This is a genomic window from Maribacter algae, from assembly GCF_047345745.1.
In the GTDB taxonomy this organism is placed as follows: Bacteria; Bacteroidota; Bacteroidia; order Flavobacteriales; family Flavobacteriaceae; genus Maribacter.
In genome coordinates this window covers 891,648-906,487 of record NZ_JBLFES010000002.1, presented here as the reverse complement: position 1 = coordinate 906,487, position 14,840 = coordinate 891,648, and the positions used below count along the sequence as shown (strand labels likewise).

The window sequence follows — 14,840 nt, the reverse complement described above, 5'->3', positions numbered from 1 at the left end:
TTAGTTGATTTTTATGGCAGTTCCTTTTTTTACGACCAATTTTTTATTCGGGTCTTTTACGGCACTCTTATATTCAAAAGTGTAAGAGCTATCGGTAGTGCTTATGATTTTATATTGTATCGCGGTTTTGCTATTGATGTCCTGTAAAACAAATTCACAATCATTGTACCAACGGATGGTGGCACTATCTATCTTGTTATCATAATAGTCTATACTATACTTTTTACCTCGGATAAACTTCCCTATTTTAATCTCATCACCAACGGTATATTCAAATTGAAAAGCCCCTTCTTTAAAGGCTTCACAGTCCCTTTGTGGTTGGTAGCAGGAAGATAAAAATAGTATTGTAAAAAGTGTTAAGAGTATTTGTTTTGACATATTTGCAAAATAAGGAAAATAGCAATCGCCCCATTTCATTTATGCTATTTTCTTCAATTGTCACTGGATGAATCTTTGAAAGATTCAAAGGTCCCGTCGGTATAAAAAATAACAATTTTGTCAATGGAAGTTTTTGAGTTTAATTTGGTCATCTCTTTTTTGGTCGATGCAATTTTTGTGGATACGGTTTCAATTTGGGTTTCTGCGCTCGTTTCCGCAGAGGGAAACGTGCCTTTGCCATATAAAAGCCAATACAAATTTACTTCTGGGAAATTGTCCACAATCTTCAAAATAAATTCAAGACTTGGTTTGTTCCTACCTTTTAAAAGATGGGAAATACTAGAACGTTGCACCCCGATTTTATCCGCAAAATTAGAGGCGGATAGTTCGTAATAGGTGAGCAGCCTATCTATTCTTTTGATGATTTTTTCCGTATTCATTTCAGTTTACAAAAATAAACAATGCCATCGCTTCAATTTTAAAATTACACATAAAATATGATTTTTATACATCATTATATTTGTAGTTTTATTTGATTTAAAGTATTTTAAATAATTGATTAATAAATAATTAAATATTAATTTACTTGTAATGGTGAATGTTGTTTAGAAAATTGAATTTCAGTATAAAATTTTGTCATATTATATCCTATACAGTTTACATATGTAATTTATATCCGTAGTAATTTTGCTTTATAATTAGATGCAATGGAGATTGACCAGAAAGTTTATTCCGAAATAAAAGTAAAGGAGGTTACAGGAAGATATGTGACCAACCATGAGGTTTTTAATTTTTTTGATAAACTGGATGCTTCCTTTCAAATTATGGAGATCGGAACATCCGTACAACAAAGGTCCATAAAGAGCATTACTTTCGGCACAGGGCAGCAACGGGTTTTGATGTGGTCGCAAATGCACGGAAACGAGTCTACGACCACCAAAGCTGTTTTGGATTTTATAAGTTTGATATTTCAAAAAAGAGAAGATGTAGCATCTATATTAAACGCCTGCACATTTACCATCATTCCAATCTTGAACTCGGACGGTGCTGCTGCCTATACTAGAGTTAACGCCAATAAAGTTGACCTGAACAGGGATGCTCAGGAGCGTTCTCAACCGGAAAGCAAGATATTGAGAGCTGTTTATAATAGTTTTACGCCGCATTATTGCTTTAATCTTCATGACCAACGCACCATTTTCAATGTAGGGAGTACCAATAAACCGGCAACGGTTTCTTTTTTAGCACCTGCTTTTGATGAAGCGCGAAATATTTCTCCCTCGCGAAAAAAAAGCATGCTTTTGATTGCTGCTATGAACAAATCATTGCAAAGTCAGATACCTGGTCAGGTCGGGCGATACGATGATGCCTTTAATGCCAATTGTGTAGGCGATGCTTTTCAAATGTTGGAGACACCGACTGTTCTATTTGAAGCGGGACATTTTAAGGATGATTATGAACGGGAAATAACCAGAGCATATATATTTCAGGCTATGTTGTCAGGTGTTCGCACCATTGCCCATGGGGAAATCAATTTATATGAAATAGCGGAGTATCAAAATATTCCTGAAAATAGCAAGCAATTTTTTGATGTAATTGTTGAAAATGCATCAGTTGTCAATTCAAAATATAAGGAATCAGAGCCTATCGGTATCTTATATAAGGAAGTTTTAAAGGAGTGCGCAATCCATTTTAAACCTACTGTTGAAAAAATAGGTTTTGAAAATGAAACCTATTTTGCTCATAAACAGATGGATTGCCATAAACAAACCGATTTGGATTGGTTGGCAAAAAGGGGAATACTCGCTTTGTTGAAATAATTCAAACTATATTTTATCATAAAAAATGATAGCAAGATTACATTTTCATTATAAAAATGTAATCTTCTTTAAATATAATTTTATAATTATCTATTTTTGTCACAAAATCACCAACTATGGGAAAAGTAAAATTAGACGAAATAGACCACCAAATTCTGGACATGTTAATAGACAACACCAGAACCCCCTTTACGGACATTGCAAAAAAATTATTGATTTCTGCAGGTACGGTTCATGTGCGTGTTAAGAAAATGGAGGAAGCGGGTATTATAAAAGGTTCCTCTTTGACTTTGGATTATGTGAAATTAGGCTATGCGTTCATTGCCTACGTAGGAATATTTTTGGAGAAAACGCATCAGACCAAATTTGTGTTGGAACGTTTAAATCAAATTCCGAACGTTACTATTGCACACATTACTACGGGAAAGTTCAACATTTTCTGTAAGATTAGGGCCAAGGACACTACACATGCCAAAAACATCATTTTTAAAATAGATGATATTGACGGTATTAGTAGAACCGAAACCATGATTTCCTTGGAAGAAAGCTTTAACGATAAAAAGCGATTAATGCACACCATCTTTAACGAGATGTAAGCGAAACATATAATTGCCGATGCCCAACTTTATCGGTTGGGCATTTTTTGTACCATAAATTTAAACCTCATGAAAGTATCTGACCTTGCACCAACGGAATTCGCTCATTTTTATGCAACCTATTTAAATGTATTGGATGATGTTGCGTTGATGGATGCATTAAAAGATGGTAAAAAATGGTTCCAAGATTTTGTCAACAATTTACCGGAGGAGAAATTAAGCCATAACTATCAAGAAGGAAAATGGACCATTGCCGAAGTATTGTTGCATCTCATTGATACGGAACGAGTATTTCAATACCGTGCTTTTCGCTTTTCCAGAAATGATATGACACCTTTGCCAGGATTTGATCAGGACGATTTTGTTGCGGAATGCGAATCTGAAAGAAGAAACAAAGAAAGCATTTTGGAAGAATACCTTTCGGTAAGAAATGCGACCATCACTCTTTTTGAAACAATGGACGATACAAAATTAAAACGTATTGGAACGGCAAGTGATATGCCGTGGAGTGTTGCCGCACTGGGTTTGGTCATTAGCGGGCATCAAAAACACCATACCAATATTTTGTTGGAGCGTTACCTTTGATATTATTCTATATCAGAATAATCCTCGGTATCGTTATCAAAATTGAGTTCCATTTCAGAAGCGTTGGAAATTTCGCCTTCCATGACTTCTTCAGGTGTTTTAGATTCCATCTCCTTTTCGATAGTATCCTCAAAATTGGAAATAAAGTCGGATAAGCTTTTGCTGATTTTTACCAAATACAGCGTATCCACAGTTTTCAATTCTACGGCTTCCACTACGTCTCCATGCTGGTTTTTAAAAGTAATAATATCCTCATCTCCATAACCATACGGGTAGCTGTCTATGAGTTGGGCGGCTAATTTGTGATCTAATTTCTTGTAATCTATTAAACGTCTGGTCATCGCTATATAGGTTAATTGGTTTGTTAGCCCAAGCTAAACCTTTTTTGGATGGGGAATTGCAAAGAGTTGTGAAAAGCGTGTTTTTAGTATATGAAGTTTTTATTCTTTGTAGTAAGCGAAAGCATCCCTAAAAAGATTGTCCGGAACACGCACATCTATTTCGGTTTTACCAATAGTTTTTAGGAGCACAAAGTTGATATTTCCGTGCGAGTTCTTTTTGTCGTACTTCAGCAAATTCAAAATATTGGTGATGTCTTCTTCGGAAAAGGAAACTTTTTCAAAATAGGTCAAAAAAGTTGTTTTAATGTCATTCAGACTTTGTTTAGGAAGCCCTGTCAATCTATGGGAAAGATATCCTTCCAGTATCATTCCAATGGCAATGGCCTCACCGTGTAGTAGCAAAGATTTCGTTTTATGCTCCAAACAGTAAGATTCTATAGCATGCCCCAAAGTATGCCCATAATTTAAAATTTTCCTTAGATTTTGTTCCGTTGGGTCTTCAAGGACTACTTCATTTTTTATATGTACCGAAGCGAGAATGTGATTTTTCATTTCGGCAAGGCCGGATACTTTTTTCAAACGGTTCCAATAAGTAACATCTTTTATCAAACCATGTTTCAGCATTTCGGCAAAACCGCTGGTTACCTGTCTTTCTTCCAAGGTTTCCAGAAAGTCCGTAACGATCAAGACCATTACAGGTTGATTGATGACCCCGACTTGATTTTTTAAAGGCCCTAGATCCACACCTGTTTTACCACCAACGGATGCATCGACCATAGACAATAGGGTAGTGGGTACATTGATAAAATGGATTCCTCTTTTAAAAGTGGAAGCTACAAAACCACCTAAATCGGTTAAAACACCGCCACCGAGATTGATCAACAAACTTTTTCGGTCGGCACCCAGTTCAGATAAAGCTTCCCAAACGCCAACACAGGTTTCAATGGTCTTATTGATTTCCCCAGATTCGATTTCGATAATTTCAAAATGATATTCCCCGTGAATTGCACCCATAAATGGAGCCAAACAATGGGTATGGATATTTTCATCCACTAAAATAAAAATGGTCGAGTATTGACGAAGCTGTAAAATCGAATTCAATTCGTTAAAAGCCGTATCATTGAAATGAACCGCATATGAATCAGAAATGATGGATTCCATAGTGTCTACTTAATCTTTAAAAGCAAGAATCAATTCGCAAAATAAAGGTAATTTTTAATCATTGGAATATATTTTCTGTGTTTATATTTGACGGCTATAAGAAACGTTGTAAATGGATAAGATTTTTGAGAATACCGCAACCGCTTTTGCCTTAAAAACCGATTCTGAACTGGAACGGGCCTATTTCCTGTTCAAGATGATAGCCAATGAGCCCTTGGTAAAAATGGGTACTTTAATGACCAATTTTGCGATCAAGGCACGTTTGCCGGTAGAAGGTCTTATCCGCGCTACCGTTTTCGACCATTTTTGCGGTGGCGTGAGCGAAGAGGACTGTCTACCCGTGGTAGAAAAAATGTGGGGAAGCAAAGTTTGTTCCGTATTGGACTATTCCGTAGAGGGAAAGGATGAAGAAGACCCTTTTGACAATGCTACGGAAATGATTCTTAAAATATTGGATTTTGTAAAGGAGAAAGAAGCCATACCTTTTGCCGTTTTTAAACCAACCGGGTTTGGAAGGTTCGCGCTATATCAAAAAATTGGGGAAGGAAAAAAGCTGACCGACTCCGAGACGGCCGAATGGCAGCGTGTAGTGAACCGATTTGATAAAGTGTGTAAAAAAGCCTTTGAACTTGATGTTTCACTATTGATCGATGGGGAAGAAAGCTGGATGCAGGATGCTGCCGATAATCTAGTGGAAGACATGATGCGAAAATACAATACCAAAAAGGCAGTGGTCTTCAATACGCTCCAAACCTATAGATGGGATCGACTGGATTATCTAAGAGCGCTTCACGAAAGAGCCGTCCATAATAATTTCAAAATTGGAATAAAAGTGGTGCGCGGTGCCTACATGGAAAAAGAAAACGATAGGGCCAAAGCACTTGGTTATCCTACGCCCATATGCGAATCTAAAAAAGCAACGGACATAAATTTCGACACAACGATAGCCTATATGGTAAAGCATCTTGATGTCATTTCCATTTTCTCGGGAACGCATAACGAGGAGAGCTGCTATAGACTTATGGAGTTGATGAAAACAAAAGGAATAGACAAGGGCGATGCGCGTATTTGGTTTGGGCAATTGTACGGGATGAGTGATCATATTTCCTTTAATTTGGCAGCCAATGCCTATAATGTGGCCAAATATTTGCCTTTTGGTCCAGTAAGGGATGTCATGCCCTATTTGATCAGAAGAGCTGAAGAAAATACCTCTGTCGCCGGACAAACGAGTAGGGAGCTATCCTTGTTGAAAAAAGAACGCGAGCGTAGGAAAATTTAGTTCGGATAGGATATGCTTTCCAATAGGGCTTTATCCGGGCAGTTTTTAATTTTTAGAACAGCTTCTTTTTCTTGAAGTACACCCTTAATAATATAGGTTTTACATGGTGTTGTTTTGGTGTCACTTTTTCTAAAATCGACAGAACCTTCGGTTAAAAAAAGTTTTATGGCCATAGTATCCAAGCTGCCATTTTCTAATAACGCTTCGATGTTGGCCGCGTAATTAAATGGCTTGGACCTGATATCCTTAAGAGTTCTACAATTTGGAAAATAACAAAAGGAAACCCCCGTCTCATCGGACTTTTTTTTAAAGAAAAAGGTGAGGAATACAATCCCTATGGAAAGCCCGACCAAATAAAAACCCAAGCGTTTTAAAACAACCATCAATTTAATTTCAATGAGAATGTAAAATTATTGTTTTCGTGTAGCATACAGAAAAAAGCGGCACTTAAACTTTGTTTAAAAAATGAGGAAGTTGATATCGCTATATTGCAGATCGAACCATTCCCCAACGGACTTGTTCGTAAGAATGCCATGATACATATAAAGTCCGTTTCTTAAACCTTTGTCAAATCGTAGGGAATTTTCCAAGCCGCCGTCTTCCCCAATTTTCAGAAGGTAAGGCGTAAAAATATTGCTAATGGAAACCGTGGAAGTTTTTGGATATCTTGAAGGAATATTGGGCACACCATAGTGTACGACTCCAAATTTTTCTATAGTGGGTTTGTTATGGTCCGTAATTTCGCTGGTTTCAAAGCAACCTCCGGTATCTATACTCACGTCTATAATAACCGCCCCTTTTTTCATGTGTTCTACCATGGTGCTGTTCACCACTACGGGAGAACGGTCTTTCCCGCGAGTGGCACCGATGGCCACATCACAACGTTTCAATGCTTTTAATAGATTCTTGGGTTGAATGGTAGAGGTATAGACCGTTTGTTTTAGATTGGTCTGTATGTTCCTAAGCTTGGTAATGGAATTATCGAATATCTTAATGTTGGCTCCGAGGCCAATGGCCGATCTAGCTGCAAATTCGCCAACGGTGCCCGCACCGATGATAACGACTTCCACAGGAGGAACACCGCTGATGTTCCCGAACATTAGTCCGTTTCCTTTGTTACTGGCCGCCATTAGCTCTGCCGCGATAAGTATTGATGATATTCCGGCTATTTCGCTTAAGGAACGCACGGCGGGAAATTTACCATCATCATCCCGTATATATTCAAAACCGATGGCCGTAATCCTCTTTTTTGCCAACTCTTCAAAATAGGCCCTATGCTGTGTTTTTATCTGTAGCGCCGAAATTATAGTGGTCTGCGGATTGATCATCGCAATTTCGGATAGGGTAGGAGGCTCCACCTTTAATAATAAGGGACAGGAAAACACCTTTTTTGTATCCTTGGTGATTTCCCCACCGGCATTGGTGTAATCCATATCACTGAAATTGGCTCCTTTCCCGGCTCCGGATTCTATTAAAATACGATGTCCGTTAGCGGTAATCGCATTTACGGCATCTGGGGTAAGACAGATACGTTTTTCTTGATATTGATTTTCTTTGGGCAGGCCGATGAAAAGTTCTCCCTTTTGTTTCAGGATTTCAAGGGTTTCTTCTTGAGGGAGTAATTGCTGTTTGCTAAAAGGAGAGGAAGGTTGATCCATAATTGATTGTCATTGACCTAAAAAAGGGTCAATTCAAATGTACAATTTTTAGCGAATAATTGAAGGGATGGTAAGGGTAAATGAATAATTGGGAAATCAGAAAATTAAGAATGTTTCCAATCCTTTAGGCGTTCCGAGAATTGTTTTAAACCTTGTTCCAGGCTTTCGGTAGATAATTTTCTGTCAATTTTATCGGAAAGGGATTCATCTGTATATGTTTCTTTTTCAATGGTATCATCATCCGAAAGTCCAGATGAAGTTTCCTCGGGACCCATTTTTTGTTTTAATTCCTGTAATTCTGCATCCATGGCCTCCAAATCAATACCATGGACGTGTTTATCATATAATTTCACTCTTATGAAATAAACAATAGGAATGACTATCATACAAACAGGAAGTAACCACCATATATTTTTTGTATCAACTATATCATCAGAGTCGTAAATAACTTCAAATAGTTGGAATGCATACATAGCGATGGGAATAATAATGATATGATACCACCAATTACGAGATGTTAAAAACCAAAATATTAGTAAATATAAAGGGATTATTTTACTAGTCAAAAACCATAAATAAGTTGCTGTATCCGGAAAACCATTTGCGCTAAAAACCATTCCAAAAATTGAAATAGTACCATCTGAATTACTTGGTAAGTATTCATATAATTTATAGAGGAACGGCGAAATAGCTATAAAGAAAACCAGTAAAGATTCTAGGTAAATCTTTATCCTTACTTTATTTTTATTTGATTTCAAAACCATTAGTCAAAACACTATTACTAATTGCTAACGATTCATTTTAAAAAAAATTATAAAAAAAAGGGAAGATTACACTTCCCTTTTTATAATTAATCTGTAATAAAAATTATATTCTTTTGCCTAAATTCATTTTTTTTACACTTATGTCTCCTTTATCTATTGAGATAATGGGCGCAGCCATTGCGAATAAAAAAATTCCTAAAGCTACAGATGCTAAAAATGTTCTCTTGTTTTTCATTTTTAATAGGGGTTTTTAGTTAAATAAAATGATTTGTATTTCAAAAGTAGGAAATAATCGACAAATAAAATGTTATTTAACGTTAAAAGTGAACATTTTAACCCAAAAAAATTACATTTCATCGAAAATTAGGTTTTTCATCGAAAAAAATACAATAAAACCGAGTCAAAAACGATGCGTAGCTGAATTCTTACCTCTTTAAAATTTAACTAAAGGAAATTTTTCGTTTTTGGTTTTCCAAAACTTCTAGGGTAAGTGCCTGGGTTTCTTCTGGAAGTAAGCTTTGGATTTTTTCGGGCCATTCTATGAAAATCCATTCGTCGGTATTAAAATAGTCCTCAATCCCCATGTCCAAAGCCTCTATTTCATCATGTAAGCGATAAAAATCAAAATGGTACGCCAATAGCGCTCCTGTTGTATCTTCGTATTCATTCACAATACCAAAGGTAGGACTATGCGTTTCCTCGTTATTGCCCAATAATTTTACTAAGGCTTTGATCAAAGTTGTCTTTCCCGCACCCACAGGACCATAAAATGCCAATATTTTGGATGTAGAATGTTGTAGGATTTTTTTGGAAATAATTTCCAAATCGTTTTCAGAATAGATTAATTCCATTATCGATTAAATATTTACTTAGGCTCCAACACCTTCAGAATAGATTAATTCCATTATCGATTAAATATTTACTTAGGCTCCAACACCACAAACGGAATAATCATTTCCTCTAACGAGACCCCTCCGTGTTGATAGGTATTTCGGTAGTAACTTACGTAATGATTATAATTATTAGGGTAGGCAAAGAATAAATCGTTCTTTGCAAAAATATAGGAACTACTCATGTTAATGCTGGGCAAATGAATGCTTTTGGGGTTTCTTGCCGCCAACACATCATTGTCCTCATAGGTGAGGCTTCTTCCGGTCTTATAGCGTAGGTTCAAACTCGTATCACGGTCGCCCACTACCTTTGAAGGTCCCTTTACATTAATAGTACCGTGATCTGTGGTAATGATTAGTTTCATTCCCAAAGATTGTGCCTGTTGTATCATTTCCAGCATGGGCGAGTTTTTGAACCAGCTTTGTGTCAACGACCGGTAGGCTTTGTCATTGGAGGCCAATTCCTTAATGACTTCCATTTCGGTTTTAGAATGGGACAACATATCCACAAAATTGTACACGATGACCGTTAAATCATTGTCTTTTTGCGATTTAAAGTTTTGGGAAAGGTGTTTTCCTTGCTTTAAGCTACTTATTTTATGATATTCCCATTTAATATCCAACCCCAATCGTTTCAACTGGGCTTCCAAAAACTTATCCTCGAACAAATTCTTTCCGCCTTCATCCGTATCGTTTTTCCACCAATCGGGATATTTTTTTTCCATATCCAAGGGAGTCAAACCTGAAAAAATAGCGTTCCGTGCGTATTGCGTTGCCGTAGGTAGTATGCTACAGTACGATTCCTCTTTTTGTTTATTGTAAAAAGCACTTACGCTTTCCTCAAAAGCATACCATTGGTCATACCGTAGGTTGTCCACCACGATCAATAACGTCTTACTATCCTGTATTTCCGGGGCAATCCATTCCTTAAAAAGGGTGTGCGACATCACGGGTGCATCCATATCCGAAAACCAATCTGTATAATTTTTATCCACAAACTTGCTAAATTGTTGATTGGCCTCTACCTTTTGTGATTCCAGGATTTCAAACATGCCACTGTCCTCGATCTCTTCAAGTTGTAGTTCCCAATAAATCAATTTTTTATAAAGTTCCGCCCATTCTTCGTATGAATTTACCATGGACAAGTCCATCGCTATTTTTCGAAACTCCTGTTGGTAATTACTTGTTGTTTTTTCGGAAATAAGTCGAGAATGGTCAAGGTTTTTTTTGAGCGAAAGCAATATTTGATTCGGATTGACCGGTTTGATCAAATAATCCGCTATTTTGGAGCCAATGGCTTCCTCCATAATAAACTCCTCTTCGCTCTTAGTAATCATGACCACTGGGAGCGAAGCATCCAGAACCTTGATTTCATTTAGTGTTTCCAAGCCGGAAATACCCGGCATATTTTCATCCAAGAAAACGATATTTACCCTAGTATCGGCCAATTCATCCAAAGCTTCCTGTCCGCTCTTGCAAGTAATGACCTCATAATTCTTTCCTTCTAAAAATAGAATGTGGGGCTTCAACAGATCTATTTCATCGTCTACCCAAAGTATCTTTATTTTGTTCATTAAAGTTTTTTATATCGATTTAAAAAAAATCGCTCTATCGGAATATTTCTATTTCCTTTTAAACCGAAGCGTTTTGTCTAACTTTGTGGAAGATTACTCAAAACCGTATCAAAACTTGGCATCTTCCAACAAGCTCAAAATATTCAATGATCCAATTTACGGATTTATTAGAATCCCCAATACCTTGATTTTCGACCTTATTGGCCACCCTTATTTTCAAAGATTAAGAAGAATTTCCCAAATGGGACTATCTTATTTGGTATATCCCGGTGCGCATCACACTCGTTTTCACCATGCTTTGGGCAGCATGTTTTTAATGCAGAAGGCCATTCAAGCGCTTCGTTTTAAGGGTGTTGAATTGAACAAGGAGGAAGAAGACGGTCTGTTGGCCGCTATTTTGTTACACGATATTGGGCACGGTCCTTTCTCGCATGCCATGGAACACAGCATTGTCAATAACATTAGCCATGAGGATATTTCCTTGAAATTCATGGAAGAACTGAACGATTATTTTAACGGGAGTTTAACGGTTGCCATAGCCATTTTTACCGGGAACCATCCCAAAAAATTCTTAAATCAATTGGTATCAAGTCAATTGGATATGGATCGGTTGGATTATCTCAAGAGAGATAGTTTTTATACCGGCGTGGCGGAAGGGAACACCAATGCAGAAAGGTTGATTACCATGTTGAACGTTGTGGACGGTAATTTGGTGGTAGAGGAAAAGGGAATTTATTCGGTGGAAAAGTTTTTATTGGCCCGCCGTTTTATGTATTGGCAGGTGTATTTGCACAAGACGGGTATTGTGGCGGAACAATTGCTCATCAATATTTTGAGGCGAGCCCGTTTTTTAATAGGAGAAGGAAGCACTATTAAAGCAAGTAGCACATTACAATATTTTTTGGAGAACAACATTCAAAAGGAGAATTTTGGAGATAACGTCCTAAGACTATTTTCAAAGCTGGATGATGTGGATATCATGTCGGCCATTAAGGAATGGCAGGAACACGAGGACATTGTATTGTCCAAGCTTTGCAAAATGATCATTAACCGGAGGTTGTTGCATATCAAGATTAAAAAAGAACCGATTGATATTTCCAAAATGCAAAATAGAATGGAAAAGGTGAAAAAAGAATATAAATTGACCGATAAGGAGGTCTCTTATTTTGTTTTTTCGGGAAAAATTGAAAACAAAGCCTACAATAAAGAAAACCAGAACATAAATATCTTACGAAAGAACGGTAAAATAACAGATGTTGCCAAGCTCTCCGACCATCTGAGTTTGGATGCCCTTTCCAAAACGGTTACCAAATATTATATCTGCTACCCTAAAGAAGCTGTTTAACTATTTTTCTTACTTTTGCATTCATGGTATTTACAGCAGGGCAAATCGCAGGTATTTTAGAGGGCGAAGTACAAGGAAATCCAGAGATTGCCGTCCATAAACTTGCAAAAATAGAGGAGGGAGAAAAAGGCTCCCTTACTTTTTTGGCCAATCCAAAATACACTTCCTTCATCTACAAAACCAAAGCTTCTATTACTATTGTCAATAAGGATTTTGTTCCCGAACAAGATATTACCACTACCTTGATAAAAGTAGAGGATGCTTACAAATCTTTCTCCAAATTATTGGAATATTACAATCAGGTGAAAAATAATAAAACAGGGATTGAAGAACCGGTTTTTAAATCTGATTCGGTTTCCTGTGGTGAAAATCTCTATTTAGGGGCATTCACCTATTTAGGAAATAATGTCGTTTTAGGGAATAACGTTAAGATATATCCGAATGCTTATGTAGGGGATAACGTTACCATAGGCAACAATGTAACCGTTTTTGCGGGAGCCAAGATTTATTCCGAAAGTATTATAGGTAATAATTGCGTGATACATAGCGGTGTTATTATCGGTGCGGACGGATTTGGTTTTACGCCCAATGAAAAAGGGGAATTCACAAAAGTTCCACAGACCGGGAATGTTATATTGGAGGACAATGTAGATGTCGGTGCCGGCACTACTATAGACAGGGCTACGCTTGGTTCAACTATTTTGAGGAAGGGGGTGAAGCTGGACAATCAAATACAAATAGCGCACAATGTAGAAATTGGGGAACATACCGTAATTGCTGCACAAACGGGTATTGCGGGTTCCACTAAAATCGGGAGGCATTGTATGATCGGTGGTCAAGTGGGTATTGTTGGCCATATCGTTATCGGCGATAACGTAAAGATCCAAGCACAATCCGGTATCGGACGTAATGTAAAGGATGGTGAGGTACTCCAAGGGTCTCCTGCGCTGGCTTATGGCGACTATAACAAGTCTTATGTACACTTCAAAAATTTGCCCAAAATAATCAATAGGATCGACAGCTTGGAAAATAAAGATTGACGATGAAAACAACAACTGATAAACAACGCACCATCGCGAAGGAGGTATCACTTACCGGTGTTGGTTTGCATACTGGTGAAAACGTCACCATAAAATTTTTACCTGCCCCTGAAAATCACGGGTATGCTTTTAAAAGAGTAGATCTTGAAGGAGAACCTATCATAGAAGCGGATGCCAATTATGTAGTAAACACCCAAAGAGGGACCAATTTAGAGAAGAGAGGGGTCAAAATCCATACTTCGGAGCATGTTCTCGCCGCTTTGGTCGGTTTAGAGATTGATAATGCCTTAATCGAATTGGATTCTCCAGAACCTCCTATTATGGACGGTTCTTCAAAATTCTTCATTGAAGCTTTGGAAAAAGTGGGCATTGTGGAACAGGAAGCAATGCGCGAGGTGTATGTGGTGAAAGATGTTATATCCTATAAGGACGAAGCTACCGGAAGTGAGATTACCGTAATTCCTTCCGAAGAGTATCAGGTTACTACGATGGTGGATTTCGGTACAAAGGTCTTGGGCACCCAAAACGCTACTTTGGAGCACCTTTCTGATTTTAAGTCCGAAATTGCAGATGCACGAACCTTTAGCTTTCTACACGAATTGGAAATGCTTTTAGAAAATGGCCTGATCAAAGGGGGCGATTTAAACAATGCCATCGTTTATGTGGATAAGGAAATATCCGAAGCAACGATGCGCAAACTGGAAAAAGCGTTCAATAAAAAAAAGCTTTCGGTCAAACCCAATGGTATCTTGGACAACTTAACCTTACATCAGCCCAATGAAGCGGCACGGCATAAATTATTGGATGTAATAGGTGATTTAGCCTTGGCAGGAAGTAGAATTCAAGGAAAAGTAATTGCCACAAAGCCTGGACACTTTGTAAATACGCAGTTTGCAAAAAAGTTGGCCAAAATCATTAAGACCGAAAAAAGGAACAATGTACCTCAATATGATTTGCATGCAACGCCGTTAATGGATGTTACGCAAATCATGAACATGCTTCCGCATAGACCACCTTTCTTGTTGGTAGATAAAATACTGGAACTATCGGATTCTCATGTGGTCGGCGTGAAAAACGTGACCATGAACGAGCCCTTTTTTGTAGGTCACTTTCCGGGGGCACCCGTGATGCCAGGTGTTTTGCAAGTTGAAGCTATGGCACAAACTGGAGGTATTTTGGTTTTGAGTACTGTGCCAGATCCTGAAAATTACCTGACATTTTTCATGAAAATGGACAATGTCAAATTTAAAAGACAGGTTTTACCTGGAGATACTTTAATCTTTAAGTGTACTTTAATTTCTCCTATTCGAAGAGGAATTTGTCACATGCAAGCATACGCTTATGCAAACGGTAAATTAGTATCGGAGGCCGAACTTATGGCGCAAATAGTTAAAACAAAACAAGAATAGTCC

At 37.6% G+C, this 14,840-nt stretch carries 17 protein-coding genes; 7 read left to right on the top strand and 10 right to left on the bottom strand.

The window, feature by feature from the left end:
• Together ACKWBX_RS11295 and ACKWBX_RS11290 are read right to left on the bottom strand one after the other, a co-directional pair.
• On the bottom strand, positions 1 to 378 hold the full coding sequence (locus ACKWBX_RS11295) for a hypothetical protein (RefSeq protein ID WP_413968789.1): 378 nt from the start codon (positions 376 to 378) through the stop codon (positions 1 to 3).
• A gap of 53 nt (positions 379 to 431) precedes the next feature.
• Entirely contained in the window at positions 432 to 818 is a 387-nt protein-coding gene (locus ACKWBX_RS11290; RefSeq protein ID WP_413968788.1) for a helix-turn-helix transcriptional regulator, read from the bottom strand.
• A 267-nt stretch (positions 819 to 1,085) separates the two neighbouring features.
• Between ACKWBX_RS11290 and ACKWBX_RS11285 the strand changes: the two genes are divergently transcribed.
• From ACKWBX_RS11285 to ACKWBX_RS11275, 3 genes are all read left to right on the top strand, one after another.
• Complete coding sequence (locus tag ACKWBX_RS11285; RefSeq protein WP_413968787.1) at positions 1,086 to 2,195, top strand: M14 family metallopeptidase; 1,110 nt, start codon at positions 1,086 to 1,088, stop codon at positions 2,193 to 2,195.
• Positions 2,196 to 2,311: 116 nt separating this feature from the next.
• Entirely contained in the window at positions 2,312 to 2,791 is a 480-nt protein-coding gene (locus ACKWBX_RS11280) for an Lrp/AsnC family transcriptional regulator (protein ID WP_413968786.1), read from the top strand.
• A gap of 69 nt (positions 2,792 to 2,860) precedes the next feature.
• Positions 2,861 to 3,376, top strand: coding sequence for a DinB family protein (locus ACKWBX_RS11275; protein ID WP_413968785.1), 516 nt, complete (start codon positions 2,861 to 2,863; stop codon positions 3,374 to 3,376).
• A gap of 2 nt (positions 3,377 to 3,378) precedes the next feature.
• On the opposite strand, the gene ACKWBX_RS11270 is transcribed toward ACKWBX_RS11275, so the two are convergent.
• Both ACKWBX_RS11270 and aroB read right to left on the bottom strand, forming a co-directional pair.
• Positions 3,379 to 3,717: a hypothetical protein gene (locus ACKWBX_RS11270; protein WP_413968784.1), complete on the bottom strand. Its 339-nt coding sequence runs from the start codon at positions 3,715 to 3,717 to the stop codon at positions 3,379 to 3,381.
• 99 nt (positions 3,718 to 3,816) lie between these two features.
• Positions 3,817 to 4,878, bottom strand: coding sequence for a 3-dehydroquinate synthase (gene aroB / locus ACKWBX_RS11265; RefSeq protein ID WP_413968783.1), 1,062 nt, complete (start codon positions 4,876 to 4,878; stop codon positions 3,817 to 3,819).
• Positions 4,879 to 4,990: 112 nt separating this feature from the next.
• Here aroB and ACKWBX_RS11260 point away from each other — a divergent pair, with 112 nt between their 5' ends.
• Positions 4,991 to 6,157: a proline dehydrogenase family protein gene (locus ACKWBX_RS11260; RefSeq protein WP_413968782.1), complete on the top strand. Its 1,167-nt coding sequence runs from the start codon at positions 4,991 to 4,993 to the stop codon at positions 6,155 to 6,157.
• Here the strand turns inward: ACKWBX_RS11260 and ACKWBX_RS11255 are convergent.
• The 6 genes from ACKWBX_RS11255 to porX form a co-directional block, all read right to left on the bottom strand.
• Positions 6,154 to 6,540 (bottom strand): DUF4258 domain-containing protein, encoded by a 387-nt coding sequence (locus tag ACKWBX_RS11255; RefSeq protein WP_413968781.1) that lies wholly within the window; start codon positions 6,538 to 6,540, stop codon positions 6,154 to 6,156. The two genes, ACKWBX_RS11260 and ACKWBX_RS11255, sit on opposite strands and share 4 nt — an antisense overlap.
• 75 nt (positions 6,541 to 6,615) lie before the next feature.
• Entirely contained in the window at positions 6,616 to 7,815 is a 1,200-nt protein-coding gene (locus tag ACKWBX_RS11250; RefSeq protein ID WP_413968780.1) for an alanine dehydrogenase, read from the bottom strand.
• A 104-nt stretch (positions 7,816 to 7,919) separates the two neighbouring features.
• Positions 7,920 to 8,579, bottom strand: coding sequence for a hypothetical protein (locus ACKWBX_RS11245; protein ID WP_413968779.1), 660 nt, complete (start codon positions 8,577 to 8,579; stop codon positions 7,920 to 7,922).
• Between the two features lie 103 nt (positions 8,580 to 8,682).
• On the bottom strand, positions 8,683 to 8,814 hold the full coding sequence (locus tag ACKWBX_RS11240; protein ID WP_413968778.1) for a hypothetical protein: 132 nt from the start codon (positions 8,812 to 8,814) through the stop codon (positions 8,683 to 8,685).
• A gap of 205 nt (positions 8,815 to 9,019) precedes the next feature.
• Entirely contained in the window at positions 9,020 to 9,430 is a 411-nt protein-coding gene (gene tsaE, locus ACKWBX_RS11235; protein WP_413968777.1) for a tRNA (adenosine(37)-N6)-threonylcarbamoyltransferase complex ATPase subunit type 1 TsaE, read from the bottom strand.
• A 68-nt stretch (positions 9,431 to 9,498) separates the two neighbouring features.
• Positions 9,499 to 11,043: a T9SS response regulator signal transducer PorX gene (gene porX, locus ACKWBX_RS11230; protein ID WP_413968776.1), complete on the bottom strand. Its 1,545-nt coding sequence runs from the start codon at positions 11,041 to 11,043 to the stop codon at positions 9,499 to 9,501.
• Between the two features lie 115 nt (positions 11,044 to 11,158).
• Between porX and ACKWBX_RS11225 the strand changes: the two genes are divergently transcribed.
• From ACKWBX_RS11225 to ACKWBX_RS11215, 3 genes are read left to right on the top strand one after another with little or no spacing between them, the layout of a single operon-like run.
• On the top strand, positions 11,159 to 12,388 hold the full coding sequence (locus ACKWBX_RS11225) for an HD domain-containing protein (protein WP_413968878.1): 1,230 nt from the start codon (positions 11,159 to 11,161) through the stop codon (positions 12,386 to 12,388).
• A 23-nt stretch (positions 12,389 to 12,411) separates the two neighbouring features.
• Positions 12,412 to 13,428 carry a UDP-3-O-(3-hydroxymyristoyl)glucosamine N-acyltransferase gene (lpxD, locus tag ACKWBX_RS11220; RefSeq protein WP_413968775.1) on the top strand — a complete coding sequence of 339 codons (1,017 nt, stop codon included), beginning with the start codon at positions 12,412 to 12,414 and terminating at the stop codon, positions 13,426 to 13,428.
• 2 nt (positions 13,429 to 13,430) lie between these two features.
• Positions 13,431 to 14,837: a bifunctional UDP-3-O-[3-hydroxymyristoyl] N-acetylglucosamine deacetylase/3-hydroxyacyl-ACP dehydratase gene (locus ACKWBX_RS11215; protein WP_413968774.1), complete on the top strand. Its 1,407-nt coding sequence runs from the start codon at positions 13,431 to 13,433 to the stop codon at positions 14,835 to 14,837.
• The last annotated feature ends 3 nt before the right edge of the window (positions 14,838 to 14,840 follow it).

Excerpts from the sequence above, each read along its gene's own strand:
- ACKWBX_RS11295 (WP_413968789.1), bottom strand. The coding sequence starts at position 378 with ATGTCAAAACAAATACTCTTAACACTTTTTACAATACTATTTTTATCT.
- ACKWBX_RS11290 (WP_413968788.1), bottom strand. The coding sequence starts at position 818 with ATGAATACGGAAAAAATCATCAAAAGAATAGATAGGCTGCTCACCTAT.
- ACKWBX_RS11285 (WP_413968787.1), top strand. The coding sequence starts at position 1,086 with ATGGAGATTGACCAGAAAGTTTATTCCGAAATAAAAGTAAAGGAGGTT.
- ACKWBX_RS11280 (WP_413968786.1), top strand. The coding sequence starts at position 2,312 with ATGGGAAAAGTAAAATTAGACGAAATAGACCACCAAATTCTGGACATG.
- ACKWBX_RS11275 (WP_413968785.1), top strand. The coding sequence starts at position 2,861 with ATGAAAGTATCTGACCTTGCACCAACGGAATTCGCTCATTTTTATGCA.
- ACKWBX_RS11270 (WP_413968784.1), bottom strand. The coding sequence starts at position 3,717 with ATGACCAGACGTTTAATAGATTACAAGAAATTAGATCACAAATTAGCC.
- aroB (WP_413968783.1), bottom strand. The coding sequence starts at position 4,878 with ATGGAATCCATCATTTCTGATTCATATGCGGTTCATTTCAATGATACG.
- ACKWBX_RS11260 (WP_413968782.1), top strand. The coding sequence starts at position 4,991 with ATGGATAAGATTTTTGAGAATACCGCAACCGCTTTTGCCTTAAAAACC.
- ACKWBX_RS11255 (WP_413968781.1), bottom strand. The coding sequence starts at position 6,540 with ATGGTTGTTTTAAAACGCTTGGGTTTTTATTTGGTCGGGCTTTCCATA.
- ACKWBX_RS11250 (WP_413968780.1), bottom strand. The coding sequence starts at position 7,815 with ATGGATCAACCTTCCTCTCCTTTTAGCAAACAGCAATTACTCCCTCAA.
- ACKWBX_RS11245 (WP_413968779.1), bottom strand. The coding sequence starts at position 8,579 with ATGGTTTTGAAATCAAATAAAAATAAAGTAAGGATAAAGATTTACCTA.
- ACKWBX_RS11240 (WP_413968778.1), bottom strand. The coding sequence starts at position 8,814 with ATGAAAAACAAGAGAACATTTTTAGCATCTGTAGCTTTAGGAATTTTT.
- tsaE (WP_413968777.1), bottom strand. The coding sequence starts at position 9,430 with ATGGAATTAATCTATTCTGAAAACGATTTGGAAATTATTTCCAAAAAA.
- porX (WP_413968776.1), bottom strand. The coding sequence starts at position 11,043 with ATGAACAAAATAAAGATACTTTGGGTAGACGATGAAATAGATCTGTTG.
- lpxD (WP_413968775.1), top strand. The coding sequence starts at position 12,412 with ATGGTATTTACAGCAGGGCAAATCGCAGGTATTTTAGAGGGCGAAGTA.
- ACKWBX_RS11215 (WP_413968774.1), top strand. The coding sequence starts at position 13,431 with ATGAAAACAACAACTGATAAACAACGCACCATCGCGAAGGAGGTATCA.